1 protein-coding gene and 1 pseudogene are annotated in these 2,445 nt (G+C 42.6%); both read right to left on the bottom strand.

Annotated elements, in window-relative coordinates:
- Window positions 1-32: 32 nt before the first annotated feature.
- A complete protein-coding gene (gene hpsB / locus AC2VE5_RS25840; protein ID WP_486890433.1) occupies window positions 33-785 on the bottom strand; it encodes a hormogonium polysaccharide secretion pseudopilin HpsB in 753 nt (250 codons plus the stop codon).
- A 36-nt stretch (window positions 786-821) separates the two neighbouring features.
- Window positions 822-2,445: pseudogene (locus AC2VE5_RS25835) on the bottom strand (hormogonium polysaccharide biosynthesis protein HpsA); the annotation flags it as partial.

The following is a 2,445-nucleotide window of genomic DNA, read 5'->3' as shown; positions in this document are numbered from 1 at the left end:
GTGCTCTTCCGATCTAGTTTGGCAAGCATAATTTAAGTACAACCGCCTAAGCGATTGCAAAAGTCCTGATATCCAGGCTGAGAGCCAGTAATTTCTGTGGTCATTTGCAATAGGGGAAATTTCAGCTTGCCAAGTCCATCAGTAAACGTAGCTTGCTGTGTAGGTTGGTCGTCGGGATTGGGATCGTCGAAATCACCAGAAGTTTTGAAGCCCTCTGCTCGATAAACTCGTACTCCTAGTATGTAATTTTGATCAGTCGGAATGCTAGTAACACTGCGAAAAGACTGAACTATCAAGTCTCTAACACTATCGCTGCTACAGCCGTCGGTTGCATCGCCATTAACACAGTACAAATTTAATGTAGAAGTGTTTTCTGTACAGTAATAGTTTGTTGTCGTTACAGGATTTGTCGTCGGAGCAGTACAAGTGAAGCTACCTGTACTTGTAGGAGGCGAAATAGCTGCAAAGGTGCTTCGCTGCGGTGTGAATATTTTTTTTGCTGGAACTGTTGTTGTTGCGGCTGTTGTAGTTACTTCCGATAGCGTGACAGTGTGAAGGGGAGCCGCAATCGTTCCGGCTTTTACGCCATCAACATAAGCTCTAGCAGCTTGGGAAGCTAATTCTATTCGCCTTGCCTGAACTCGTGTAGCTACTGATAAACCGATCGCCGGTGCGATCGCAGCCATCAAGATAGATACTACAACTACAGCTATTAAGGACTCAATAATGGTGAAACCAGATTGATTAGATTTAGTAAAGATTTGTTTGTATTTGGGTGTAATCATAGTTAATCAGTAGCTACAGAATTTTTAAGTCGGGCGTTAATCTGCATAAGAACTAAGGGAGGCTGGGCAAGAAGAAGGGCGTTGATTGCCGATAGCAGCAATATAGCTATTAATTGTAGGACTTGGCTTTTCAGCCGCACAAAGCAAATTTTGCACCCAAGGATCGTCTTGTCCTACTTGCCTAAAAAACTCATCGGGAGGAGTCGTTGGTGGTAGTGTAAATTTTTGGGCAAAAAGGTCTGGAGACTGAGACAAAAGCCCTACATCAAACCCCCATTGCCGAGTTGGTGGAGTGTAATAGGCTATGCTACTTCCTTTGTAGGAAGTGGATCTATATCCAAAAATGCTCAGAGTACCATCGTTGGCTGATTTTTTGGCAGCTAGTAGATTTGCGAATGGCGCTGTAGCGTAAGCACTACGCTTAAGTTGCATGAAGCTACCCTTAATATTGAGTGGTTTATCTGCCCATCTTTCTAGAAAACGTACAAAGTTATGCAGACCCGCTAAATCACTTTCTTCTGGTCGGCTAGGACTGTTGCCTGATACAAAAACAGCATTAATGGTTACGTTTTCAGCCGTTACACGTTGTAGCCACTGACCATCGAGATTGCCATTAGTTGGTAGAGCGGTACTGCTGTTAGAGGGAGTTCCTTCTGGGCTATGAATTTGGAGGACTGGTACTATAGAAGGCTGATCAGTGCTAGTTATTGCTGTGATAGCACCACTTCCCACAATATTTGGAGCGCTAACAAATCCAAGAATACGACCTGTTATTTGTGCATTATTTCCAAGAATTGGAGTACCACTTTTACCAACAAAATTACCAAACAATTTGTGAGGAACTGTATCATTGACATTTTCAAATTGTGGCGCACCATTAATAGCCCAAAATATGTTGTTTGGATTGACATCGCCGATATTCATGACAACTCCGTTGCCACAACTATTATTAGCGGCACTACAATTATCACCAAAACCTAATGAGTTATCTGCCTTGATTACAAATATCGCATTTGGATTCCCACCGGAATCGAGTGTTATTGTTGCACCGTTAGCAAAAGTGTTTTTTGGTAAAGTATATACATTAAGAGCCTGCTGGGCTCTCAAGCTCAGAACTGTAATCTTTTTGTCAACATTAGCTGCTAAGACAGTAGGTGCTGGCGAGGTCAGATCGTACAGTCCATTTGTACCTCCAGTGCCAATGAAATTATTAATGGCATCGTAAGTAGCAGAAGGACAGTTGCTATTACCTGGAGATGTAGTTAGGTTCGCGTTGTTTGATACGTAGTTTTGGGAAGTACCACCATTCTTGATACACACTGCATAATCAGAGGCACTTTGGTCTCCAGTAGGCAGATTTAAGCTAGAAACGCCTGGAATATCTGGTGTTTCTGGTAAAATTAACTTGCTTCCACCTTGATTGGGAGGCAGATAGTATAGTGGTTGGTTCTTCGCGTAAGATACCTTAGTTGAGTCGCCTGGGTTGCCATCTGTACTTGTTGTTGTTCTAAACCATAAAGCATTATCTGCTTCGGTAGGATAATTTACATTAGCGACTGCACTAGCATTAATAGGATAAGGAAATGCAGCAACCCTACCAGCCGAATTTATGCCTAGTGGTATAGGAGTAGAGTTGGTATTAATCTGGGTAAGATTGAGC

Source organism: Aliterella sp. E5.1 (assembly GCF_057473825.1).
Note: the sequence above shows the minus strand (reverse complement) of the source record. Positions and strands in the feature narration are given on the sequence as shown.